The organism is Methylobacterium sp. 1A (genome assembly GCF_058072805.1).
Map to the genome: position 1 here is coordinate 260,512 of NZ_JBYQVE010000001.1, position 23,454 is coordinate 283,965.

20 protein-coding genes are annotated in these 23,454 nt (G+C 72.5%); 10 read left to right on the top strand and 10 right to left on the bottom strand.

The genetic code is table 11. From position 1 onward, the window contains the following. Nucleotides 1–217 precede the first annotated feature (217 nt). Complete coding sequence (gloB, locus tag ACX9MN_RS01230) at nucleotides 218–994, bottom strand: hydroxyacylglutathione hydrolase (RefSeq protein WP_489723553.1); 777 nt, start codon at nucleotides 992–994, stop codon at nucleotides 218–220. A 160-nt stretch (nucleotides 995–1,154) separates the two neighbouring features. Here gloB and ACX9MN_RS01235 point away from each other — a divergent pair, with 160 nt between their 5' ends. The 4 genes from ACX9MN_RS01235 to ACX9MN_RS01250 all read left to right on the top strand — a co-directional run bounded on the left by ACX9MN_RS01235 (nucleotide 1,155) and on the right by ACX9MN_RS01250 (nucleotide 4,494). Next, entirely contained in the window at nucleotides 1,155–1,889 is a 735-nt protein-coding gene (locus ACX9MN_RS01235) for a class I SAM-dependent methyltransferase (protein WP_042671901.1), read from the top strand. A 5-nt stretch (nucleotides 1,890–1,894) separates the two neighbouring features. Further along, complete coding sequence (locus ACX9MN_RS01240; RefSeq protein ID WP_042671900.1) at nucleotides 1,895–2,608, top strand: MarC family protein; 714 nt, start codon at nucleotides 1,895–1,897, stop codon at nucleotides 2,606–2,608. Between the two features lie 618 nt (nucleotides 2,609–3,226). Next, entirely contained in the window at nucleotides 3,227–4,060 is an 834-nt protein-coding gene (locus ACX9MN_RS01245; RefSeq protein WP_091979515.1) for a nucleotide-binding protein, read from the top strand. Next, on the top strand, nucleotides 4,057–4,494 hold the full coding sequence (locus ACX9MN_RS01250) for a hypothetical protein (RefSeq protein ID WP_091979514.1): 438 nt from the start codon (nucleotides 4,057–4,059) through the stop codon (nucleotides 4,492–4,494). The genes ACX9MN_RS01245 and ACX9MN_RS01250 overlap by 4 nt, the downstream gene beginning before the upstream one ends. Before the next feature lie 22 nt (nucleotides 4,495–4,516). Here the strand turns inward: ACX9MN_RS01250 and pbpC are convergent, their stop codons facing one another. The 4 genes from pbpC to ACX9MN_RS01270 form a co-directional block, all read right to left on the bottom strand. Further along, complete coding sequence (gene pbpC, locus ACX9MN_RS01255; protein WP_489723554.1) at nucleotides 4,517–6,649, bottom strand: penicillin-binding protein 1C; 2,133 nt, start codon at nucleotides 6,647–6,649, stop codon at nucleotides 4,517–4,519. A 79-nt stretch (nucleotides 6,650–6,728) separates the two neighbouring features. Further along, nucleotides 6,729–6,944 (bottom strand): hypothetical protein, encoded by a 216-nt coding sequence (locus tag ACX9MN_RS01260; RefSeq protein WP_020093718.1) that lies wholly within the window; start codon nucleotides 6,942–6,944, stop codon nucleotides 6,729–6,731. Between the two features lie 154 nt (nucleotides 6,945–7,098). Further along, on the bottom strand, nucleotides 7,099–10,512 hold the full coding sequence (locus tag ACX9MN_RS01265) for an acyl-[ACP]--phospholipid O-acyltransferase (protein ID WP_100252710.1): 3,414 nt from the start codon (nucleotides 10,510–10,512) through the stop codon (nucleotides 7,099–7,101). Between the two features lie 154 nt (nucleotides 10,513–10,666). Continuing rightward, nucleotides 10,667–10,936, bottom strand: coding sequence for a hypothetical protein (locus tag ACX9MN_RS01270; RefSeq protein ID WP_020093716.1), 270 nt, complete (start codon nucleotides 10,934–10,936; stop codon nucleotides 10,667–10,669). Between the two features lie 190 nt (nucleotides 10,937–11,126). Here ACX9MN_RS01270 and ACX9MN_RS01275 point away from each other — a divergent pair, with 190 nt between their 5' ends. Continuing rightward, on the top strand, nucleotides 11,127–12,137 hold the full coding sequence (locus ACX9MN_RS01275; RefSeq protein WP_020093715.1) for an SDR family oxidoreductase: 1,011 nt from the start codon (nucleotides 11,127–11,129) through the stop codon (nucleotides 12,135–12,137). Nucleotides 12,138–12,343: 206 nt separating this feature from the next. Further along, nucleotides 12,344–13,219: an MBL fold metallo-hydrolase gene (locus ACX9MN_RS01280; protein WP_489723555.1), complete on the top strand. Its 876-nt coding sequence runs from the start codon at nucleotides 12,344–12,346 to the stop codon at nucleotides 13,217–13,219. Here ACX9MN_RS01280 and ACX9MN_RS01285 read toward each other — a convergent pair. The 3 genes from ACX9MN_RS01285 to nthA are packed head-to-tail and all read right to left on the bottom strand — an operon-like array spanning nucleotide 13,207 to nucleotide 14,854. Beyond that, nucleotides 13,207–13,530: a nitrile hydratase accessory protein gene (locus ACX9MN_RS01285; RefSeq protein ID WP_056525624.1), complete on the bottom strand. Its 324-nt coding sequence runs from the start codon at nucleotides 13,528–13,530 to the stop codon at nucleotides 13,207–13,209. The genes ACX9MN_RS01280 and ACX9MN_RS01285 overlap by 13 nt on opposite strands. After that, nucleotides 13,527–14,186 (bottom strand): nitrile hydratase subunit beta, encoded by a 660-nt coding sequence (gene nthB / locus ACX9MN_RS01290; RefSeq protein ID WP_489723556.1) that lies wholly within the window; start codon nucleotides 14,184–14,186, stop codon nucleotides 13,527–13,529. The genes ACX9MN_RS01285 and nthB overlap by 4 nt, the downstream gene beginning before the upstream one ends. After that, entirely contained in the window at nucleotides 14,183–14,854 is a 672-nt protein-coding gene (nthA, locus tag ACX9MN_RS01295; protein ID WP_091681267.1) for a nitrile hydratase subunit alpha, read from the bottom strand. The genes nthB and nthA overlap by 4 nt, the downstream gene beginning before the upstream one ends. 202 nt (nucleotides 14,855–15,056) lie before the next feature. On the opposite strand from nthA, the gene ACX9MN_RS01300 reads away from it, so the two are divergent. Both ACX9MN_RS01300 and ACX9MN_RS01305 read left to right on the top strand, forming a co-directional pair. Then, nucleotides 15,057–15,761 carry a sigma-70 family RNA polymerase sigma factor gene (locus ACX9MN_RS01300; RefSeq protein ID WP_091924839.1) on the top strand — a complete coding sequence of 235 codons (705 nt, stop codon included), beginning with the start codon at nucleotides 15,057–15,059 and terminating at the stop codon, nucleotides 15,759–15,761. 165 nt (nucleotides 15,762–15,926) lie between these two features. After that, a complete protein-coding gene (locus ACX9MN_RS01305; protein ID WP_489723557.1) occupies nucleotides 15,927–16,214 on the top strand; it encodes a hypothetical protein in 288 nt (95 codons plus the stop codon). Nucleotides 16,215–16,325: 111 nt separating this feature from the next. Here the strand turns inward: ACX9MN_RS01305 and ACX9MN_RS01310 are convergent, their stop codons facing one another. Together ACX9MN_RS01310 and ACX9MN_RS01315 are read right to left on the bottom strand one after the other, a co-directional pair. Then, entirely contained in the window at nucleotides 16,326–17,717 is a 1,392-nt protein-coding gene (locus ACX9MN_RS01310; protein WP_489723558.1) for an amidase, read from the bottom strand. Between the two features lie 4 nt (nucleotides 17,718–17,721). Then, nucleotides 17,722–19,323 carry an ABC transporter substrate-binding protein gene (locus tag ACX9MN_RS01315; RefSeq protein WP_489723559.1) on the bottom strand — a complete coding sequence of 534 codons (1,602 nt, stop codon included), beginning with the start codon at nucleotides 19,321–19,323 and terminating at the stop codon, nucleotides 17,722–17,724. Nucleotides 19,324–19,532: 209 nt separating this feature from the next. On the opposite strand from ACX9MN_RS01315, the gene ACX9MN_RS01320 reads away from it, so the two are divergent. Further along, nucleotides 19,533–21,077, top strand: coding sequence for an acetolactate synthase large subunit (locus ACX9MN_RS01320; protein WP_489725201.1), 1,545 nt, complete (start codon nucleotides 19,533–19,535; stop codon nucleotides 21,075–21,077). Beyond that, a complete protein-coding gene (locus ACX9MN_RS01325) occupies nucleotides 21,074–23,431 on the top strand; it encodes a penicillin acylase family protein (RefSeq protein WP_489723560.1) in 2,358 nt (785 codons plus the stop codon). Before ACX9MN_RS01320 ends, ACX9MN_RS01325 begins: the two co-directional genes overlap by 4 nt. Nucleotides 23,432–23,454 lie beyond the last annotated feature (23 nt).

Here is a 23,454-nt window from a genome sequence, read left to right on the forward strand (position 1 = left end):
ACTCTGGCTTGAGGAAAGGAAGCGGAAGGCGGGAAGTGGACAGGTGGTAGGGCGAGACGGACCCCCATCATACCGGCTGAAGCGTCCCGGCGCTTCGCGTTGACGTTACGGCTTCCCCCCGGGAGCCCGGTTACCTGAGCGGATTAGGACCGCTTAAACATCCCTATGTGTCAGTTTGCCTTGAGAAGGCAACAAATTTTTCTCGTTATCACCTGCGTCAGAAGCGGTTCTTCCACGCCCGCAAGGCGATGAACACCGCTTCGGGATCGCTTTCCAGCGGCAGGTCAACGGACTTCGCCAGTGAGGGATGCCCGCTGCGCAGGAACGGGTTGGTGGCCCGCTCCGCACCCATGGTCGAGGGGATCAGGAACCGGCCCTCCGCGTGGGCACGCTCCGCCTCGGCGAGGCGTCTCTTCAGATCCGGGTTGTCCGGATCCGCCGCCAGGGCGAAGCGCGCGTTGGAGAGTACGTAGTCGTGGCCGCTGAAGACCTGCGTCGCGTCGGGCAGGTCGTCGAAGCGCCGCAGGGAGCGGTAGAGGGTCTCGGGCGGGCTCTCCATCACGCGCCCGCAGCCGAGGGTGAACAGGGTGTCGCCGGCGCAGACGAGGCCGGCTTCCGCGAACCAGTAGGTCACGTGGTCAACGCAGTGGCCCGGCGTCTCCCAGACCTGCGCCTCGAGGCTGCCGACCGTGACCGTGTCGCCCTCCCGCACGGTCACGTCCACCTGCGGGACCGCGTCGCCGGCCCTGGCGGGGGCGACCACCCGGGCACCGGTCGCCCGCTTCACCTCCGGGATACCCTCGACATGGTCGGCGTGCCGGTGGGTCACGAGGATGTCGGTCAGCCGCCAGCCGGTCTCGTCGAGGGCCTGGAGGACCGGTCCGGCCTCCGGCACGTCGATCGCCGCGCAGGCGCCGGTCTGCGGATCGCGGATCAGCACGCCGATGTTGTCGCTGCGGCAGAGGAAGGTGCGAATCTCGGTCTCGGCGGCCATCGGACGGGGTCTCCCAAGAACGCGAACGGGCGCGAAGCGGCGCGAAATCTGTTGTCGTGAACAGGTGATGGTCCGGCGAGGTTCCTCCGGCGCTTGCCGCGCGGCGCGCGGCTCACCATTGAGTACGACGACCGTTCCGTCCGCGATCTCCTGTCCCTCCATGCGCCTCGACGTCAACGGCTTGCGGGCCTTCTACGCCAGCCCTCTGGGCCGCACGACGCACCGCGTGGTCGGCCGCGCGCTCCACGACTTCCTCGGCTCGGTCTCGGGGCTGCGCGTCCTCGGGATCGGCTACGCGACGCCGTATCTCGGGCCGGTCCACTGCATCGCCGAGCGCACCCTCGCCTTCATGCCGGCCTCGCAGGGCGTGGTGAACTGGCCGGGCACCGGGCGCTCCTGCGCGGCGCTCGCCGATCCCACCATGATGCCGCTGCCGGAGGCCGCCATCGACCGGGTCATCCTGGTCCACGCCCTCGAATCGGTGGAGAGCCCGACGGAGCTGCTGCAGGAGGTCTGGCGCACCCTGACGCCGGGCGGCCGCATGATCCTCGTGGTGCCCAACCGCCGGGGCGTCTGGGCCCGCCGGGAGGCGACGCCCTTCGGCCACGGCCAGCCCTACAGCCGCTCGCAGCTCGGGCGGCTCATGCGCGACACGCTGTTCTCGCCGGTGAGCTGGGCCGAGACCCTGTACATGCCGCCGGCCCGCTCGCGCCTGATGCTGCGCACCGGGCCCGCCTGGGAGTGGCTCGGCACCGGCCTGTCCCTGCCCTTCGCGGGCCTGCACGTGGTCGACGCGACGAAGCAGCTGTACCGGCCGGTGGCCGTCCAGCAGGTGCGGCGCGCCCGCCGCCTCGCGCCGGCCCGGGTGCTGGTGCCGGCCCCCTCCCCGGGTTGACCCCGATGAGCCTCGACTTCACCACCCAGCAGTTCCTGCTCGCCCTGTCGGCGCTGTTCTCGATCGTGAACCCGGTCGGGGGCGCCTTCATCTTCGCGCAGGTGGCGGGCGCCTTCAGCCACGCCGAGCGCGTGCTGCTGTCGCGCCGGATCGGCGTCTACGCCGCCCTGGTGATGCTCGGCGCCCTCTGGGCGGGCACGCCGATCCTGAACTTCTTCGGCGTCACCCTGGGGGCGCTGCGCATCGCCGGCGGCCTCGTGGTCATGTCGTCGGCCTGGACCCAGCTGAACCGGCCCGAGGCCCGGGAGGCGCGCAAGCAGGCCGAGGCTTCCGGGTCGGCGGGCCGCGGCCCGGCCCCCGCGGAGCCGCCGGGCGACCCGGCCCCCGGCCCCCTCTCCGACATCGCCTTCTTCCCCCTGACGCTCCCGTTCACCACTGGGCCGGGGACGATCGCGGTCGCCATTACCCTGGGGGCCAACCGGCCGGAGGCCTACGCGGAGCGCTTCGGCTTCTACATCGGCGTCACGCTGGCGGCCCTCGCGGTCGCCGCCACGGTCGCGGTTCTCTACGCCTCCGCCGACCGGGTCGTCGCCTTCATCGGCCCGGCCCGCGCCCGGGTGATGGGCCGCCTCTTCGCCTTCCTGCTCCTGTGCGTCGGGACCCAGATTCTGGTGAACGGCCTCATCGACGTGTTCGCGCCCCTCGCCGCGGCGCGGTGACGACCGGGTCACCGCCGACAGGGCCGGGCAAGGCCCGCATCCCAGGTGACCCGCGCGGATTCCGGCCGGCCGAATCGATCGAATTGCGGGCGATGTCCGGGATGTTGTGTGTTCATGCAGATATAACAGTCGTACTTAGCTCATCATTGCATATTTTATAAATATAAATCTTCATTAACGATCTCATTCTAGAGCATTCGTCGAGAAGAGATCCGATTTTTCGAGGCTTGCGTCCTCCATAGGTCCGAGCATGATCATGCATGGCCCTCGGCCGCGGCGAGGAAGACTTGCGGCCGGAGCCGTCGGCGAAGCGGGTCCAGCAACGGAGCGCAGATCGTGGCGACGGACGTCATCGCGGAACCCGAGCGTCGGCCGTCCGAATCCGGGCCTCGAGCACGAGGCGGCCGCGCCTCTGCCGACCCGTGCACGACCGGATCCCGCGCGTGATGCGACCGGCATCCCGGGCGCGCCGTCGAGCCGGCGCGCGCCGCGTCCCGCCCACGCGGGCCGTGCGGCCCGGCCCGAGCCCGTGAACCCCCGAGATCCCGCAGCCCGGTGCCGCGCGCGGAGCGCGCGCGTCCGGCGGCCACCCCGCGCGTATCAGCAAGGAGACACCGCATGACCGACACGACGCAGAGCAAGGTTCCGGCCTGGTACAGCCCGGACGAGATCCAGGACATCCAGCGCGATCTCCTGGGCGCCGCCGCGAAGGTTCTCGTGCTCTGCCTCGGCGGCAAGGGCGGCGTCGGCAAGACGACCATCGCCCTCCAGGTGGCCGATCTGTGCGCGGAGGTCGGTCCGGTGCTGGCGATCGACACCGACCCGGCCAACCGGCACTTCCACACGGCACTCATGCAGGAGACCACGCCCGGCAGCGACAACTTCGTCCCGCGCCGTCCCGGCATCACCGCCATCCGGCAGCGCCTGCGCGCCGAGGACAGCACGGGCCGCGTCGACCCGACCCTGTGCCAGGATCTGATCGAGCGCGTGACCGAGGCGGCCGAGCGCCTCGTCGTGGTCGACTTCCCGGCCGGCGACACCGAGACGACCCGTCGGTGCACCGAGATCATCGTGGAGAGCTGCCGGGAGGCGAATGTCCGCCTCGCCGTGGTCGTCGCGGCCGGCGCGGTGGATCCCACAGCCCTGGAGGTCCTGCGCGAGCTCCGGCCCATGCTGATCGAGTGCGACCGGGCGATCCTGGCGAAGAACACCGCCCAGGCGACCAATTTTGACTATCTCGAATCGTCCGATCTCGTGCGATCCCTGCGGAAGCAGTCGAACTTTCGCGTCATCGAGATCGAGCGGATCGGCGAGCGGCTGATCGAGGCCCTGCGGGTGCAGAACACGACCTGGCAGGCCTTGGCGAACAGCGCGCCGATGCGCCTGCGGGTCGAGGGCCGCCGCCTGCGGCGCAACTTCCACACGGCGTGGCGGGATGCCCTCCGGCCGTGACCAACCTCGAGCGGTTCTACCGGTCGGTCCACGGCCGCGATCTCCAGCCCTGGGAGCGTCAGCTCGCCGTGCGGATCGCGGCCGCCCTCAACACCACGACGGACGACGACTTCGTCGTCCACCTGCTGCTGGTGTACATGTCCACCAACGCCATCACGAACATGTACAACGAGCTGGTGGCGGCGCGGAACGGTCTCGCCGAACACAACCGGGACCTCATCGGGGCGCTCACGGCCGATCTGCGGCGCAACCGGCTGATCACCGCCGTTCTGCTCGGCGCGGCCGCCCTCGGCGTGCTCGTGAGCGTCGGGATCCTCTCCACTGTCCTCAACCTGTCTTACGGGTCCGCGGCCAGCGCGGCGCGCCTCGCCGCGGCGCTGGAATCCTGCGAGGTGCGCGGCCCGGCCGGCGCCCAGCGCGGCCTCGGTCGCTGAGCCGAGGGAACCCGCCGTCGGCTCACTCGAGGCGGACGGACACGCTGTCGCTGGCGCCGGTCGCGTCCAGGACCGAGATCCGCGCGAAGCCCGCGCCCCCCGGGGCCCACTCGGCCTTCCGCCGCGGCGTCTGCACGACCGGCTGACCGTCGACCAGCCAGGTGAGCGGCGGCACGCCGCCCAGGGCCTTGAGGGCGAGACCCGGGCCGCCCTCCGCGGCGCCGTGCCGGTCCACCGCGAGGCCGAGATCGATCCGCGCCCCGTCCGGCGGATAGGCGATCCGCAGCGCCGGTCCCGCCGCCTCGGCCGCCTCGCGCCGCAGGTGCCGCAGCGGCGGCGGCAGGCCCGCCGTCCCGACCACCAGCGCGTCCCGCGGCTGGGGGACCGGCTCGGGCTCGATCCCGAGGCGCGCGAAGGCGTCGAACAGGATCGGCGCCGCGACGGTGCGGCCCACCAGCCCCGGCACCGCGGCGCCGTCCGGGCGCCCGGCCCAGACGACGATCGTCGCGTGGCGGTCGAAGCCGGCGGCCCAGGCGTCGCGGTACCCGTAGGAGGTGCCGGTCTTGTAGGCGATGCGGTTCGGCAGTGCGTTGTCCGGCGGCGGTGTCCCGCGCAGGATGTCGGCGACGTACCAGGACGCCACGGGCTCGGCGACGCGGTGCCGGGATTCGGCCGCGACCCCGTCGGCGCGGCGCAGCAGGTCCGGAACCGCGCCGCCGCGGGCGAGCCCCGCGTAGAGCCGGGCGAGGTCGGTGACCGTGATGCCGAGGCCGCCCAGCGCGACCGGCAGCCCCGGGGCCGCATCCCGCGGGAGCTGGATCCCGGCCCCGGCGGCGCGCAGCCGGGCGATGAAGCGGGCGGGACCGACCGCGTCCATCAGCTCGACTGCCGGCACGTTCAGCGAGAGCTGCAGGGCCCGCCGGGCCGTGACCGTGCCCTGGAAGGTCAGGTCGAAATTCTCCGGCGCGTAGCTCGCCGAGAAGCGCGCCGGGCGATCCTCCAGCAGGGTCTCGGGATGCGCGAGACCGTCCGCGAAGGCCATGGCGTAGACGAAGGGCTTCAGCGCGGAGCCGGGCGAGCGCACCGCTAGGGTCATGTCGATGGCGCCGCGCCGGGCGGGGTCCAAGTAGCCGGCGCTGCCGACCTGGGCGAGCACCCGGCCGTCGCGGTTGTCGAGGACGAGGATCGCGGCCGAGAGGTCCGGGCCGGCGGCGGCGGCGCGCTCGGCCGCCAGGGTTTCCAGTCGCTCCTGCAGGCGCCCGTCGATCGCGAGGCGGATCGTGGCGGCACCGGGATCGGCCGCCACCGCCTCCTCGGCGGCGTGCGCCGCGAGCATCGGGAACGGCTTGCGCGTCGTCGGCACCGGCTCGGCCCGGGCGGCCTCGGCCTCCGCCGCCGTGAGGATGCCCCGCGCGACGGCCACCGCCAGGACCCGGTCGCGGGCGGCGCGGGCGCGCTCGGGGAACCTGTCCGGACGGCGGGTCTCGGGCGATTGCGGCAGGGCGACGAGCAGGGCCGCCTGCGCGGCGGTCAGCCGGACCGGCTCGCGCCCGAAATACGCGACGCTCGCCGCGCGCACGCCCTCCAGCGGGCCGCCGTAGGGGGCCAGCGCCAGGTAGAGGTCGAGCAGCCCGGCCTTGCCGAGGCGCCGCTCCAGCGCGACCGCCCGCACCATCTGGCGGAGCTTGGCCTCGAGCGACCGCTCGCGCCGCGGCTCGACGAGGCGCGCCACCTGCATCGACAGGGTGGAGGCGCCGGACACGATGCGGCCGCGGGTCAGCCACTGGCCGGCGGCGCGCAGCACCGCGGCCGGGTCGATGCCGGGATGCGCGGCGAAGCGGCGATCCTCGTAGGCGAGCAGCATCGCCCGGTAGCGCGGATCGACCGCCTCCGCGGTGACCGGCAGGCGCCAGCGCCCGTCCGCGGTCGCGAAGGGGCGCAGCAGCGTGCCGGACCGATCCAGCACCACCGTCGAGCGTGATTCGGCCGCGGCCAGGTCGAGGGGCGGCAGCGCGTCGGCGTAGCGCCAGAGCGCGGCGGTGCCGGCCCCCAGGAGGCCGAGACCGAGCGCCGTCGCCCCGAGCGCCGCGCGCAGGCCCCTCGCCCGCTTCCGGGGAGGCGCCGACGCGCGCGGATCCGACCCGTCGTGCGGCACGCATCCTCCCGGTCTCGGCTCCGACGGCGCAGGATCCCGTGTTCCCGCGCGCCCGGCAAGCCCCCGGCGGAGCCGGCCTCTAGGCCGTGCCGACGCCCCGCAGGTCCTCGAAGGCGGGTCGATCCGGCCGATTCATCCGGATCGGGAACGGCACGACGTTGGAGGGCATCGCGGCTGCCGGTGTCTCGGGGGGCTGCGCCGCCTTGCGCGCCTTGCCGGGCTTCGCCCAGCGCTCGATCCGCTTGAAGTAGGTCCGCCTCGCCAGCCAAGCCGGAACTCGCCTGCCCTTCCGCATGATCTGTCCCTCGCCGTTGCGTACCGAGTCCCCCTCAGACCCGCGCCCCGAACGCGTCAAGCGGTTCGAATCACGGCTGTATTCACGATACGAGCGGATCCCGGGGAGCACCGCATCCCCCGTTTGGGTGACGCGGGAGGCTTGGCCGCGACCGTCAGGCCGCCGCGTTCTCCTTCGCCCGCTCCAGCGCGAGCTTCGTGACGGCCACTTGGTCGACCTTGCCGGTGCCGAGCATCGGGATCGCGTCCAGCACCACCACCTCGGCGGGGATCGCGACGTCGGAGGCGCCGCGGCCCTTGGCGAAGCTCTGGTAGGCGGCCCGGGTCGCGCCCTTCTCCTGCGTGAACAGGATCAGCCGCTCGCCCTTGCGCGCGTCCGGCACCGCCGCCACCGCGCTCGGACGGTCGGGCCAGAGCTCGGCGGCCAGCGTCTCGATGCCGGCGAGCGACACCATCTCGCCGGCGATCTTCGCGAAGCGCTTGGCCCGACCCTTGATGGTGACGAAGCCCATCGGGTCGATCGCCACGATGTCGCCGGTGTCGTGCCAGCCGCCCGGCGGCGGCTCCAGCACGCCGGGCTTCTCGGCGCGCAGGTAGCCCAGCATGATGTTCGGCCCGCGCAGGGACAGGCGGCCGCCTTCGTCGATTCCCGGCACCGGCTCGAGGCGGGTCTCGATGCCGGGCAGGATCCGCCCGACCGTGCCGAACCGGTTGAACATCGGCGTGTTGAGGGCGACAACCGGCCCGCACTCGGTGACGCCGTAGCCCTCCAGGATGCGCAGCCCGAACTTCTCCGCCCAGGTCTTCCGGGTGGTCTCCTTCACGGCCTCGGCGCCGGCCACGACGTAGCGCAGGGAGCGCAGGTCGTAGGAATGGGCCGACCGGGCGTAGCCCGTGAGGAACGTGTCGGTCCCGAACAGGACGGTGCTGTTCGAGCCGTAGATCAGCTCCGGCACGATCCGGTAGTGCAGCGGCGACGGATAGAGGTAGACCGGCACCCCCGAGACCAGGGGCAGGACCAGCCCGGCGGTGAGCCCGAAGGCGTGGAACACCGGCAGGACGTTGAACACCTTGTCCATCGGGCCGAAATCGATCCGGGCCGCCACCTGCGCCACGTTGGCGAGCATGCAGCGGTTGGCGAGCACCACGCCCTTCGGCGTGCCCTCGCTGCCCGAGGTGAACAGCACCGCCCCCGGATCCTCGCCGGCGCGCGCCACCAGGGGGCGGCGCGGCGCCAGGAGGCCGCGGATCTTGTCCCCCGTCGTGATGCCGGCCCGCACGTCCTCCAAGTAGATCAACTCGACCGAGCCGCGGATCGCCTCGACGAGCGGGCCCAGCCGTCCCTTCTCGATGAAGGCCCGGGAGGTCAGGATCTTGCTGACCTCCGCGGCCCGGCAGGCCGAGAGCACGTTGGCGGGGCCAGCGGAGAAATTGATCATCGCCGGCACCCGGCCCGCGGAGGCGAGGGCGAACAGCGTCACCGCGGCGCCGTTGGCGTTCGGCAGCATGACGCCGATCCGGCCGCCCACGGGCGCCAGCGGCATCAGCTTGCGGCCGAGGATGTTGGCGCCCATCACGAGCCGGCTGTAGCTGAGGCGGCCGCCGACCGGATCCTCCAGGGCGTTGCGGCTCCAGCCGTGGCGCTCGCCCGCCTCGATCAGCGCCGCCATCAGGCCGCGGTCGATATCGGCGGTGCGGAACACGAGGTCCGACATGATCCCGTAGAGGGCGGCGCCCGCCGCCTGCCGCCGCGCCTTGCCCTTGAGCGCGGGGTCCACGGTCAGCCGCACCGGCGGCATGACCGTCACGGTCACCTTGGGCCACCAGCGGCGGCGCACCTGCCCGCGCGACAGCCGCGAGAAGACGGTGCGCTCCAGGCCGTCGAGCTTCACCGGGACGACCATCGCGCCCGACTTGTCGGCGATCAGCCCGGCGCCGTCGTAGACCTTCATCAGGCTGCCGGTGACCGTGAGCCGGCCTTCGGGGAAGATGATCAGGGTCTCGCCGCTCTTGACCGCGTTGATCAGCGTGCGGGTGGCGAGCGGCCGGGTCGGGTCGAGCGGCATCGCCTTGGTGATGCGCAGGAACGGGCGCACCCACCAGCGCTGTGCGATCCCGCTGTCGATGGCGAAGACCGGCTCCTGCTCGAGGAGCGACAGCGCGAGCGGTGCGTCGAGGAACGAGACGTGGTTGAGGGCGATGATGGCGTTCGGGCCGGCCGCCGCGAGGTTGTCGAAGCCGCGGACCTCCAGCCGGTAGAAGGCCCGGAACAGGATCGACAGGAAGTCGCGGAACGGGCTCGTCGGCAGGGTCGCGAACACGAGCGCGCCGACGATCAGGTTCAGCACCGCCACCACCGCGAGGAGGCTCGCGATCGTGAGGCCCGCGCCCTGCAGCGCCGCGAGCGCCAGGGTGCCGGCGACCATGAAGGCCGCCGTCATGACGTTGACCGCGCCGATGATCCGGGCGCGCATCGCCTTCTCGGCCCAGGCCTGCACGGCCGCGAAGGACGGGACGATGTAGAGGCCGCCGGAGATCGCGAGACCGAGGAAGTCGATCCCGGTGCGCAGGCCGTGGCCGGTCTGCAGGAAGCCGAGGGGGCCGATCGGCTCCGCGGGCGGCGCCGGCAGGTGGCCGACCGTCCAGGCGAGGTCGAGGCCGAACAGGCCCATCAGCACCGCGCCGACCGGCGTCGGCAGCAGCACGATCCGGCCGCTGGCGAGCCACGAGGCGAGGCCGGAGCCGACCGCGATGCCGATCGAGAACAGCGCCAGCAGCAGCGTGATCACCGTCTCGGTGCCGTTGAAGGCGCCGCGCACCAGTACCGGCAGCAGCGACAGCACCACCACGCCGACCAGCCAGAACCAGCTCACCGTGAGCGAGCCGCGCCACAGCCGCGTGTCGGCCCAGAGGTCGCGCAGCAGCGCGTAGGTCGAGCGGGCGACGTTCGGGTCGACGCGCAGGTCCGGGGCGCCCTCGCCGGTCGCCGGGATCATCCGGGCCGAGAGCCAGCACAGGACGGCGAAGCCCATCACCAGGACGCCGAACACGAGTCCCGAGCCGCCCATCGCCGAGGCCGCGCCGGCCGCGATCGTGCCGAGCAGGATCGCCAGGAAGGTCGCCGCCTCCACGAGGGCGTTGCCGGCGGGCAGCTCCTCGCGCCGGAGATGGTCCGGCAGGATCCCGTACTTGATCGGGCCGAATAGCGCCGCGATCGTCCCGAACAGGCCGAGCGCCACGAACAGAACCGGGATCGAGTGCAGGAGGAAGCCGAGCACGGCGGTGCCGGCCGCGAAGATCTCGGCGAACTTGAGCCGCCGCGCCATCAGCGCCTTGTCGTAGCGGTCGGCCCACTGGCCGCCGAGACCCGACAGGATGAAGAACGGCCCGATGAACACGGCGCTCGCGAGCGTCACGAGGACGCCGGCATGGGCGTCCGCCTGGCCGCCGATCCCGAACAGGATCAGGAAGGCGAGCGCGTTCTTCAGGAAATTGTCGTTGAACGCCGAGAAGAACTGGCACCAGAACAGCGGCGCGAAGCGCCGCGCAGACATCAGGGTACGGAACATGGCGATCTCTCGGTTCCGAACCTGACTGGCCCACGAGAGACCGTCAGGTCAAATCGGACCGAGGCGAACGCACAGGGATCGCGGGGGCCGCGCGGCCGGGCCGTGTGGACCGGCACGGCTCAACGCCGCCCGGCCGTCGATCCGCTCCCGCGCGTCAGGCCTTGTGGACGAGCCGGCCGCGCCGCGCGACGGCGGCCCCGGCATGCCGGGCGATGAACGCGTGCAGGGAGGCGCCGAGATCGTAGGACCAGTACACGTGGGCCGCGAGCGTCGTGAACACGAGGAGCGCGGCCCCGACCGCGCAGGCCGGCACGAGCAGCAGGCCGGTCAGGACCATCCCGACGGCGGTCCGCTCGGCCAGGGACGCCTGCGGCCAGGGATCGATCGGGAGCGAGAAGAGGGAGAAGCGTCGTCCAGTGCGCATGGCTGCGACCCTCGATGGTTCGGCATGACGCGGTACAGGCAGTCAACAGCGGCCGCGGTCGGACGTTGCGTCCCGGTCCGCGAAATCGGTATCGCGATCGGTATCCCCGTGACGTTCCGGCCCAATCGGGCGGCGCAACCGAGCGCGCCGCACCGTGTTGCCGGTTCGGTCTGTCGCGGATGAGGTCGGTATGGCACGGGTTGCGGTCGTTACGGGGGGCACGGCCGGAATCGGGCTCGCCACCGCGCATGAATTCGCCGCGCGCGGCTGGTCGGTCGCGGTGATCGCGCGGGATCCCGGCCGTCTCTCCGCGGCCGAGCGGGCGCTCGCCGCCTACGGCCAGCCGGTGCTGGCGATCGGCGCCGACGTCGCCGACCCGGAGGCCGTGGACGCGGCCGCCGAGCGGGTCGAGCGCGAGCTCGGCCCGATCCGCGCGTGGGTGAACAATGCCATGTCGACGGTGGTGAACCCGGCCGACCGAATCACCCCGGACGAGTACCGGCGGGTGACCGAGACCACCTATCTCAGCCAGGTCTACGGGACGCTCGCTGCCCTGCGCTACATGAAGCGGCGCGACCGCGGCGCGATCATCCAGGTCTCGTCGGGCCTCGCGATCCGGGCGGCGCCCCTGCAGGCGCCCTACTGCGCGGCCAAGTTCGCGGTCTCGGGCTTCACCGACGCCCTGCGCTGCGAGCTGCTGCACGACCGGGTCAATGTCAGTCTCAGCGTGATCTACCTGCCGGCGGTCAACACGCCGCAGTTCAACTGGGCGCGCAACCGCACCGGCCACCGCCAGTACGCGCCGGACCCGGTCTTCGACCCGCGGCTCTGCGCCGACGCGATCCTGTACGCGGTCGAGCACCCGCGCCGGGAGGTCTGGGTCGGCCGGTCCTCGGTGATGATGGCGGCCGCCCAGGCGCTGGCGCCGGCGCTCGCCGACCGCAAGGCCGCCTCCATGTGGTCGGCCCAGCTCTCCGACGAGACCATCCCCGAGATGGCGGGCAATCTCGAGGCCCCCGTGCCCGGCCCGGCCGGGATCGACGGGCGCTTCTCCGGTCGGACCAAGGCGAGCCGCGCCGAGTTCGTCACGAGCCGCACCCGCGACGTCGTGGTCGGCGGCCTCGTCGGCTTGGCCCTCGTCGGCCTCGCCGGCACCGTCCACGCCGCCCGGTCGGCGCGCCGCCTACCCGGGCGGACCTGACGGCTGTAACCGACCGCGCCGCCTGTTACACCCGTTCCGGTTGATAGGCGTGCCGCCGTCTCTGCGAGCGGAGCGAAGCAATCCAGCCGGCGCTACGCTCCCCGGTGTCGCGCTGCCCTGGGTCGCTTCGCTGCGCTCGCGATGACGGAGAGGGCGGCTGAACCGGGACCATCTTATAGACACTGCCCCGAGGAAGGTCCCAGACGATGCCCGGCTATCTGCCCTTCGCGGGCGCCCTGAAGCTGCCCGCCTACACCTGCGACAATTGCGGGTTCTGGCAACGGCACTTCGAGGTGCCGGCCGCCTGCCCGATGTGCCTCGACGCCCGCCACGTCGTGCCGCAGGACGGCTGGCGCTTCCGCACCGCCCGCGAGGCGCAGGAGGCCTTTCCCTGCCACTGGCAGGAGCTCGAGCCGGGCGTCTGGCGCTACTGGAACGAGCCGGTCTCCGGCATCGGGCCGTCCGCCTATCTGATCCAGACCGAGCACGGGAACATGGGCTTCGAGGGCTGCCCGGTCTTCAGCGAGGCCGCCCTCGACCAGATCGAGCGGCTCGGCGGGATGGCTGTGCTCTCGGCCTCGCACCCGCATTCCTACGGGGCGCTGACGCAGCTCCAGGACCGGTTCGACCCGGAGCTGTGCCTGCCGGCGGCCGACTTCACGTGGAGCGCGGCGCTGCAAGTGAGCTGGCCCTACGACGATTTCCTCGAGCCGCTGCCGGGGCTGGAGCTGCACCGCACCGCCGGCCATTTCGATGGCCACGCGATCCTGTACGACCGTGGGCGAAAGATCTGCTTCTGCGGCGACGCCCTGAAGTTCGAGCTCGACCCGGCGGATTTCCGACGCGCCACCACGATCTCGGCCCACAAGGCCTTCGTGCGCGGGGTGCCGCTCACGCCGAGCGAGCTGCGCCGCTACCGCGACGTGTTCGAGCGCCTCGACTTCACCCAGACCTGGACGCCGTTCGAGCCCGCCCGCAATTGCGGGCGGGCCGAGGTTCTGGCCCTGCTCGACCAGCTGATGAGCGGCCGGTCGCACGCCGCGCCGGTGCCGCTCGACAGCCTGCGGGCTCAGGGCCGGTAGAGCGGGTCGTTCTCCAGGCGGATCGGCTGGCCGTGGGGCGTGGCCTCCGCGGCCCGCAGGAAGGCCTCGGTCCGCGCCGCGACGCTCTCGGGCCCCGCCACGCCCCGCTCGGCCAGGAGCGCTTCCAGCGTCGCGAGCCACGCGCCGTAATCGGCCGCCTGCTCGGGGGCCTCGGTGGGGCGGATCTGGCGGCCGAGGCGGTCCGCCCATTCCGACCACGTGAACAGCCCGGATTCGCGCAGGGAGACCACCAGGGCGAAGACCTGCGCCTCCCAGGGCGCCGCGAAGGGGCTGGGCGACGGCGCGGTCACGCGGGGTCCAGGTACGGTTCGAAGGCTGCCACCGTGACGACTCCGCCCGGGTCGCCGCTCTCGCCCCACAGCTCCTGCGCGGTGAAGGCGACCGTGTAGAGCCAGGTCGGGTTCTCACCCGACCCGTAGGCGTTGGTGTCGGGGAAGACGTAGACCCCGTCGACGCGCACGATCCGGCCGCGCTTGCCGCGCACGTAGCGGGGCAGCCGCGTGTGGCCGGTCGGGTGGATGTTGCGCGCCAGGACGGCGTCGCCGACCGCGAAGCGCGCCGGGGCATCGGCGGCGCGGCTGCTCGGGAAGCCGGCCCGGAAGCGCTGCTCCAGGCCCTCGCGGGCCAGGACCCGCGCGACGGGCTTGGCCTTCTCCGCGGATCGGCCGCTCGCCAGTTCGGCCGGCGTCACCAGCCCGGTGCCGACGACCTGCTTCTCCAGCGCCCTGAGCCAGATCTCGTAGTAGCTCGACGCGAGATATTCCGCCGGCGGCAGGGATTCGCGGTTGGCTCGGCTGCCGTCGAGGTTCCAGGCGCCCGTGTAGCCCATGGCCATGGCCAGCGCGAAGACGCGGCGCTCCCACGCGGCGTGGAAGACTGGCTCGTCCGGCTCCGGCACCACCGGCCCGAAGCCGTGCGCCCCGCCGAGATCCTGGGCTCCGTTCATACCGGCATCTCCGCGGGCGCGACCGGGATCGCCCTGGGCAGGCCCGTACCGATCATGGAATCGCGGGTGACGAGGGCGGCCAGGGCCTCCTCGGAGAAGCCCTCGGTCTCGGCCGGGCGCATCGGCAGGACCATGTAGCGGGTCTCGGCCGTCGAGTCCCAGACGGTGATGCGGGTGGTTTCCGGCAGCGTCACGCCGAACTCGGCGAGCACGCCGCGCGGGTCGATCACCGCCCGCGCCCGGTAGGGCGGCGCCTTGTACCAGACCGGGGGCAGGCCGAGCACCGGCCACGGGTAGCAGGAGCACAGGGTGCAGACGACGAGGTTGTGGATCTCCGGCGTGTTCTCGACCACCACCATGTGCTCGCCGCCGCGGCCGCCGATATCCAACTCGGCGATGGCCGGCGTGGCGTCGGCCAGGAGCCGCGCCCGGAAGGCGGGATCTGTCCAGGCCCGGGCCACGACCCGGGCCCCCGCGTGGGGGCCGACCTTGGTCTCGTAGAGCTCGACCAGGGCATCGAGGGCCGCCGGGTCGACGTAGCCCTTCTCGGTGAGCAGCGATTCCAGGGCGCGCACCCGGGCCTCGACCGGCGACAGGTCGCTGCCGTGGTGATGATCGTGGTGGTGATCGTCGTGGCCATGCGCGTGCTGCGCGTGATCGTGGGTCATCCCGCTCTCCTGACGCTGCGCACTCTGCATCGACCGGCCCGCCGCTGCCAGCCCGGGGGCCCGGATCCGGCCGCCGTTGTCACCCCGGTCACCATGCTTAAATTCCCTGTCACAATTGGGAGCGTTTGGCATCGGTTCAGGATTCCACCGCTACCGACGTTAGAGCTATTCCAGTATACCAGCGTTGGAGGCGGAACCGTTCATGACTGAGGACGCTGCGGACCGGCCAGACGGAGGCGCGGGCACCCGGGACGGGGCCGGCTACGCCGCTTCCATCGGCCAGCACCTCGCCCTGCCGATCCGGGAGTATTTCAAGGTCGTGGAGCTGGAGCCCCTGCCGGCGCAGCTCGCGGCCCTGGTGTCCCGCTTCGAGGCGGCGGTCACGGCGCACGGCGAGACGGTCCCCTTCGACTTCCGCGGCGACATCATCAAGGCCCTGCCGGCCCTGCGCACCTTCGCCCTGTCGCTCGTGGGCGACGTGAGCCGCGCCGACGACCTGGTGCAGGAGACCTTCGTGAAGGCCTGGGCCAACCAGCAGCGGTTCCGGCCCGGCACCAACTTCACCGCGTGGCTGTTCACCATCCTGCGCAACCAGTTCTACACCGACCTGCGCAAGACGCGGCGGGAGGTGGAGGACGTGGACGGGACGCATGCCGGGCAGATGACCAGCCCGTCCGACCAGGAGGATGCCAGCACCCTCAAGGTCGTCTGGGAGCGTCTCGGCGACCTGCCCTCCGCGCAGCGCCAGGCGCTGCTGCTGGTGGGTGCCGAGGGCCACACCTACGAGGAGGCCGCGGTCATGCTCGGCTGCCAGGTCGGCACCGTGAAGAGCCGGGTCAGCCGTGCCCGGTCGTCGCTCCTCGACACGCTCGGCGTCGTCGTGGCCGGGCAGGTTCCGGCCGCGTGATCGATCCGTCCCCGAACGGCGCAGCCTGACGCGGCCGCGCTCCGGCACCGCCGCACGCAGGATGTGGATCCGCCGCCGGGCCCGCGCCGATCCTGTGCGCGTCGTCACGAGAACCGGACGCCGCGGCCCTTATGGTCGATGTCAGTCATCGATTCGGGGGCGCACATGCAGCACGTGTCTGCAGACAACGACAGGGTGGCGGAGTGGTGCGCGGCGCATCCCGTCCTTCTCGCTTTAGTCCTGTGCGCGTTCGGCCTCGCCGTCGTCGCCGCGGTCTGGGGGTTCGGGATCCTCATGCCGGCCACGGCCACGGTCATCGCCTTCATCTATGTGGCCTGCCTGGGCGGCTTCCTCATGGAGTACCTCGGGATCAATGAATTCATCAGAGGTGTGAGATTCCTCTGGTTCGTTCTGACGGGCGTCTGGTGGCTGTTGACCTTCTGGCGGGCGTGACGGGGCCGTGGATCCCGTCTCCGCGTCACCGGATCGCCCGCGGTCTCCCGCAGGATGGGGGCGTCGGCAGGTCCGCTGCCGAACGCCGGAGGCGCCGAGACTCCGCGGGTCTCACACCGGCGGCCGGCGCAGGTGCCAGTCGGTCGCGCGCTGGTAGGCCTGTCCGATCCGCAGCGCCGTCGTCTCCTCGTAGCCGCGGCAGACGATCTGCAGCGAGAGCGGCAGCCCGGACGCGGTGAAGCCGTTCGGCAGCGCCAGGGCGCAGAGATCGAGCAGGTTGCCGAAACGGGTGAAGCGCGACGGGAGGTGCGCCTCGTCGACGGCGTCGAGCGCGACGGCCGCGCTCTCCGTGGTCGGCGTCAGGAGGGCGTCGATGCCCGCGAGGGCGGCGTCGTACTGCAGCTTCATCGTGGCTCGGCGGTGGAGCGTGCCGAGATACTCCTGGGCCGAGACGTTCGCGCCGGCCAGGATCCGCGCCCGGACGGCGTCGCCGAGCTGTGCCGACGGATCCTCTGCCAAATCCCCGTTGACGAAGTAGGCCTCCGCGTTGGTGATCTGGCTCATGGCCACGCAGTCGCTGAACCGGAACGGCAGGACGACGTCGACGATCTCGGCGCCCTGGGTGGCCAGGAGATCGAGGGCCGCGTCGTAGGCGGCCAGCATGTCGGGGGCGACCCCGTCCCGCTCCGAGGCCGGCATCCGGCCGAGGCGCAGGCCGCGGACCCCGCGGTTCAGCGCCGGCCAGGGCGCGTCCGGCGCGACCCCGCGGGTCGTCGGATCGCGGGGATCGGGGCCGGAGATCGCCTCGTAGAGCAGCGCCGTGTCCTCCACGGTGCGGGCCAGCGGTCCGGGCGTGTCGAGGGTCATCGAGAGGGGCACGATCCCCCAGGTCGAGACGCGCCCGACCGTCACCTTGAGGCCCGTCAGCCCGCAGAAGGAGGCCGGCAGGCGCACCGAGCCGCCGGTATCGGTGCCGATGCCCCAGGGCGCCATGCGGGCCGCCACCGACACGCCGGTGCCGCTGCTCGACCCGCCGGGGGTGCGCGGCGTCTCCGGATCCCAGGGATTCCACGGCGTGCCGAGATGCTGGTTCGTGCCCCAGCCGCCGTAGGCGAACTCCACCGTGTGGGTCTTGCCGAGCACGATCATGCCCTGGCCGATGAGGCGCCGGGCGATCGTCGCGGTGCGCGCGGCCCGGCGCGCCCGGTGGGCGGCCGAGCCGCCCATGGTGATCCGGCCCTCCAGGTCGATCAGGTCCTTGAGCACGACCGGGACGCCGTGGAGCGGCCCCAAGGCGTGGCCGGACCGGATCGCCCGGTCGGCCCCCTCGGCGGCGAGGCGGGCATCGGCGGCGAAGACCTCCGTGAAGGCCTGGAGCTTCGGCTCCAGCCGGTCGATCCGGCCGAGGAGGGCGTCGACGGCGTCGACCGGCGAGAGGGTCCGCGCCTGGATCGCGCGGCCGAGCTCGGCCGCGGAGGCGTGTACGGGATCGATGTCGGGCATAGGGTCACTGCACGCTGACGAGGGTGAGGTCGACGAACCAGGATTGCGGCGAGACGAAACCCTGGACCTTCTTGGACATCCCGCGGGGATTGAGGTCGTGGACGACGAACAGCCAGGGCGGATTGTCCACGAGGCGCTCGTGGGCGACCTTGGTCTGGGCGTCGATCACCTTCGCGTCGGTGGTCTCGGCCAGCGCCTTGAGGGCGGCGTCGAACGCGTCGTCCTTCCAGGTGGGGAAGTTGAAGCCGTTCGGCGGGAACCGGTCGCCCGCGAAGTAGCGCGCCATGACGGCCGGGTCCGACGAGGGCGACGAGACGTTGAGCGCCATCGCGCCCTGGAGGGTCGGCGCGTCGGGGAGCGCGCGGCCGGCATTCAGCAGCACCTGCCACTCGACCACGTTGAAGGTCAGGTCGACGTTGCAGGCCTGCTTCAGGTTCTCCTGCAGGTACTCGTTCATCGGCATCGGCAGCATCTGCCCCGAGCCGGAGGAGGAGATCATCACCTTGAGGCTCAGCGGCTTCTTGTCGGTGTAGCCGGCCTCGGCCAGCAGCGCCTTCCCCTTCGCGGCGTCGAAGGTGTAGCGGTTCTTCGGGCTGCCGAAATTCGGGTCCCGGTCGTTCAGCCACCCGCTCGCGGGCTCGGCGGTGCCGTTGAGGAGCTCCACGATCCCGGCCCGGTCGATGCAGTAGTTCAGGCCCTGCCGGACGCGGACGTCCTTCAGCGGGCTGTCCTTGGCACCCATGTTGAAGAAATAGGGCCAGACATGCGGGTACGAGCCCGTGGTGATGGTGAAGCCCGCCTGCTTCATCGACGGGATCGCGTCGGGCGCCGGCACCTCGATCCAGTCGACCTGGCCGGCCCGCAGGGCGGCGACGCGGGCATTCGCCTCCGGGATCGGCAGCAGCCGGACCTTGTCGACCTTGGCCATCCGGTTCGGGTCCCAGTAGCCGTCGAACTTGGCGAGATCGACCGCCTCCCGCGGGGCGACGCGGGTGATCCTGAACGGGCCGGTGCCGGCCGCCGGCAGGGCCGCGACCTTGCTCCAGTCGCGCCCGGCCTTCTCGAAGGAGGCGGGCGAGGTGAAGAGCAGGTAGACCACCATGTAGGGGAAGTACGAGGCGACCTGGGTGGTGGTGATCTGCACGGTCGAATCGTCGACCTTCCTGTAGCTCCCGACCAGCGGCGCCCGCGCCCGGGAGATGCCCGCGCCCTGCGGCTCGAATTGCGGGCTGTCGTTCTTGAAGTAGCGGTCGAGGTTCCAGATCACCGCGTCGGCGTTGAACGGCGTCCCGTCGTGGAACTTCACGCCCTGGCGCAGGTGGAAGGTCCAGACCGTCTTGTCGTTCGGGTCCTGCTCCCAGCGCTCAGCCAGCGCCGGGACGATGCCGGCGAGCGTGGTGGTGCTCTTGAGGTCCCACTGCACCAGCCCCTCGAAGATCGGGTAGCCGAGGAAGCGCATCCCCTCGAAGCCGTTGTTGGGCATGCCCGTCGTGGTGGGGATGTCGCTCGCCGTCATGGCGATGCGCAGGACGCTCTCGGCGCTGGCCGATCCCGTCAGGGCCACGGTACCCGCCAGGGCGGCGGCAATCAGGCGGCGAGATGTCATCCGGATCCCAATCGTCGAAGTTGCGGCGCGCCGGGCGCAATTCCCGCGCCACGCTCAGGCTTAGGCCCTGCGTCCGGCGAACAGAAGATGCCGGACGTCGCCCCTTGCGCGTGGCGCCCGCTGCGCCACGATAATAAAAAATGCGAGTCGCCAGCCCGGACGGCCGGCCCCCGAAGGAGACGCCCGTGACCGACGAGACGCCGCGCGCCATGAACGGGGCCGAGAGCTTGGTCCGGACCCTCGTGGAGGGCGGGGTCGAGGTCTGCTTCACCAATCCCGGCACCTCCGAGATGCACTTCGTCGCCGCCCTCGACCGGGTCGAGGGCATGCGCTGCGTCCTGTTCCTGTTCGAGGGCGGGGCGACCGGCGCCGCCGACGGGTACGCCCGCATGGCCGACAAGCCGGCCTCGACCCTGCTCCATCTCGGGCCCGGCCTCGCCAACGGGCTGGCCAACCTCCACAACGCCAAGAAGGCGCGCACCCCCGTCGTCAACATCGTCGGTGAGCACGCCACCTACCACCGCGAGTACAACGCGCCGCTCACCTCGGACATCGAGGGGCTGGCCCATCCGATGTCCTCCTGGGTGCGGACCGGCATGAGCGCGACCGAGATCGGCTCCGACGGCGCCGCCGCCATCGCGGCCGCCCGGACCGCCCCGGGACAGGTCGCGACCCTGATCCTTCCGGCCAACACCGCCTGGGATCCCGGCGACGGCCCCGCGCCGGTGCCGCCGATCCCCGAGCGGGCGCGGGCCGGCGACGACGCAATCGCGGCGGCCGTGAAGGCTCTCCAGAGCGGCGAGCCGGTGCTCCTGCATCTCGGCGACCGGGCCGTGCGGGGCGAGGGCCGGGTCATCGCGGACCGGATCGCCCGCAAGACCGGCGCCCGGCTGATGGCGATGACCTCCAACGCCCGGATCGATCGCGGCGCCGGCGCCGTGCCGATCGAGCGCCTCCCCTACCCGATCGACCAGGGCATCGACGCCCTGAAGGGCTTCCGCCACATCATCCTGATCGGCGCGACGCCGCCGGTGGGCTTCTTCGCCTATCCGGGCAAGCCGAGCCTGCTGGCGCCGGAGGGCAGCACCACGATCACGCTGGCCACGCCCGAGGAGGACCAGATCGACGCCCTCGAGCGGCTCGCCGAGGCCGTCGCGGCCCCGCCCGCCGAGCCGGTCGCCGTCGGGCCGCGGCCGAAGCTCCCGACCTCCGGTCCCCTCGACCAGGACACGATCGGGCAGGTGCTCGGCGCGCTGATCCCCGAGGGCGCGGTGATCTGCGACGAGTCGATCACCACGGGCCGCAACTTCTTCGCCCTGACCCGGGACGCCGCGCCCCACACCTGGCTCCAGCTAAGCGGCGGCTCGATCGGGCTGGGCATCCCGATGGCGACCGGCGCGGCCGTGGCCTGCCCCGACCGCAAGGTCATTAACCTGCAGGCCGACGGCAGCGGGCTCTACACGGTGCAGGCGCTCTGGACCCAGGCCCGCGAGCACCTCGACGTGGTGACGCTCGTCTGGTCGAACCGGTCCTACGCGATCCTGCGGGCCGAACTCACCAATGTCGGCGCGCTCAATCCCGGTCCGAAGGCGCTGGGCATGCTCAGCCTCGACGATCCGGCCATCGACTGGGTGAGCCTCGCCCGCGGCTTCGGCGTCGCGGGGCGGCGGGTCGAGACCCTGCCGGACTTCATCGAGGCGTTCCAGAACGCGCTGGCCAGCAAGGGGCCGCATCTCATCGAAGTGGCTCTGTGAGCGGGACGGCCTACGCCCTCCCCGGCCTCGACGGGCCGGCGGAGATCCGCGTCGACCGCTGGGGGCTGGCGCATATCCGCGCCGGCACCGCGCTCGACGCCTTCCGCGCGCAGGGGTTCAACGCGGCGCGGGACCGGCTCTGGCAGCTCGACCTCTGGCGCAAGCGCGGCCTCGGCCTGCTGGCGGCGGATTTCGGACCCGGCTACCTCGCCCAGGACCGGGCCGCCCGGCTGTTCCTCTACCGCGGCGACATGGCGGCCGAGTGGGCGGCCTACGGGCCGCAGGACACGCGGGCGATCGTCACCGCCTTCGTGGCGGGGATCAACGCCTACGTCGCCCTCACCGAGGCGCGGCCCGACCTGCGCCCGCCGGAATTCGCCGTGACGGACACGCGCCCGGCCCCGTGGCAGCCGGAGGACGTGGTGCGCATCCGCAGCCACGCGCTGATCCGCAACGTCCTCTCCGAGGTCGCCCGCGCCCGGGTGCTCGCCCGGGCTCGGAGCCCGGCGGACGGGCTCGCCGTCGACGACCTGCGCAAGCGGATCAGCCCGCCCCACGAGCCGGTCATCCCGGACGGGCTCGACGCCGCCGACTGGCCCGACGACCTCCTCGACGCCTTCAGGCTGGCCACGGCGACGGTGGGGTTCGACCCGGACCGGACGGCGGCGACGCGCGCCGAGGCCTGGGACTGGTCCAAGGTCGACGCGCACGGAACCGTCACGCGCGGTCCCCGCGCCGCGCCGAAGGAGCCGGCCGAGGGCTCGAACAACTGGGCGGTGGCGCCGTCCCGCACCGCCACCGGGCGGCCGATCCTTGCGAGCGACCCGCACCGGGTCTACCTGCAGCCCTCGCTGCGCTACGCCGTCCACCTCACCGCGCCGGGCCTCGACGTGATCGGCGCCGGTGAGCCGGCCCTGCCCGGCATCTCCATCGGCCATAACGGCCGGGCCGCCTTCAGCCTCACCATCGCGCCGATCGATCAGGAGGACCTGTTCGTCTGCGAGACCGACCCGGCCGATCCCGACCGCTACCGCTCCGGCGACGGCTGGGAACGGATCGCGCGCGTCGCCGAGCGGATCCCGGTGCGCGGCGGCCCGGACGAGACCGTGATCCTCGGCTTCACCCGGCACGGGCCGGTGCTCCGCGAGGAGAGGGGCCGCGCCTTCGCGCTTCGGACCGTCTGGTCGGAGCCCGGCGCTGCCGCCTATCTCGGCAGCCTCGCCTATCTCGGCGCCACGACGCCCGAGGCCTTCGGCGAGGCCCTGCGCCACTGGTCCGCACCCTCGGTGAACCAGCTCTACGCCGACACGGCGGGGCGGATCGCGTGGTTCATGGCCGGCAAGGCGCCGGTGCGGCCCGGCCACGACGGGTTGCTGCCGGTGCCGGGCGACGGCCGCTACGACTGGGCCGGCTTCCACGATCCCGCCGCCCTGCCCCGAAGCGTCGATCCGGAAGCGGGCTGGCTCGCCACCGCCAACGAGATGAACCTGCCGCCGGACTATCCCGCGGAGGACTGGAGGGTCGGGTTCGAGTGGGCCGAGCCCTGGCGCGCCCGCCGCATCCGGGCGGTCCTCGGCGGGCAGGACCGGCACAGCCTCGCGGACTCGCGGGCGCTCCAGGGCGACGTGGTCTCCGAGCCGGCCCGGCGGCTGGCCGACCTGATGCGCGCCCTGCCGGCGGCGGGCGATCCCGACGCCGCCGCGGCCCAGGCCCTGCTGGCCGCGTTCGACGGCGCGCTGCACCACGGCTCCGCGGCGGCCGCCCTCATCGAGGTGGTCTGGGTGCGGCACCTCCGCCCGGCCCTGGTCGCGGCGCTCGTGCCCGATGCCGGGACACGCCGCCTCCTCCCGCCCGGCGACACGCAGAGCCTGATCGAGCGGCTGGAGACCGGTCTCGACCCGGCGACCCGCGCGTCCCTGCTCACCGACGCCCTCGGCGCCGGCCTTCGCACCTGCCGGGAGCGGATGGGCGCCGACCCCGCGGGCTGGTCCTGGGGCCGCCTGCACCACGCGCTGTTCGCGCACCCGCTGACGGCCCTGGCGCCCGGATCCGGCTGGGACGTCGGCCCGCTGCCCGTGGGTGGCGCCGCGGCATCGGTCATGCACGCGGCGTACCGGACCGACACGTTCCGGCTCACCCATGGCGCCTCGTTCCGCATGGTCGTGGACGTGGGCGACTGGGACCGCTCGGTCTTCATCAACGTGCCGGGCCAGTCGGGGGACCCGGGCAGTCCGCACTACGCCGACCTGGCCCCGGTCTGGGGGCGCCAGGACTACGTGCCGATGCTCTACGGCCGCGCGGCCGTGGACGCGGCGACCGAGACGGTCATCACGCTGACCCCGAGCCCCGCCTGACCCGGCGGCCGGGACGGATTGGG